Here is a 427-nt window from a genome sequence, read left to right on the forward strand (position 1 = left end):
GTCGAGGCAGGCACCGCTGTTGGCGTTCCGCACCTGGTACCAGGCGGCGGGATCGATGGAGCCCGCGGGCGGGTCGGTCGTGCCGCCGCTCCCGTCCCAGGTGAAGGTGGCGACGGCGCCGGCGGGCAGGGTGTACGCCAGCGACCTGCCGTTGTCCGTCAGCGAGAACCGCTGCGACCCGGAGGAGGTGTTGACGACGACGGCCGCGCGGCTGCCGTCGCCGTTCTGGAAGGCGACGTTCTGCACCCCTCCCGCGCCCTGGCTGGTGGAGCCGATCCGGACCGCGCCGGCCCGGACGAACTTGGCGACATGACCGAGGACGTAGAACTCGGCGTTGCGGGTCACCTGGCCGCCGTCGATCTCGACGATGCCGTTGCAGCGGTTGGTGCAGTGCCCCTGATGGGGGCCGCCGTTCCGGTCGAGGGCG

At 72.4% G+C, this 427-nt stretch carries 1 protein-coding gene; it reads right to left on the reverse strand.

All coding sequences use genetic code 11. The annotated features are described in order from the left end of the window. A partial coding sequence (locus tag AC0AIB_RS31440) for a glycoside hydrolase family 30 beta sandwich domain-containing protein (protein ID WP_465098118.1) occupies positions 1 to 427 on the reverse strand: 427 nt, incomplete at both ends.

Source organism: Micromonospora sp. DSM 43699, assembly GCF_055517075.1.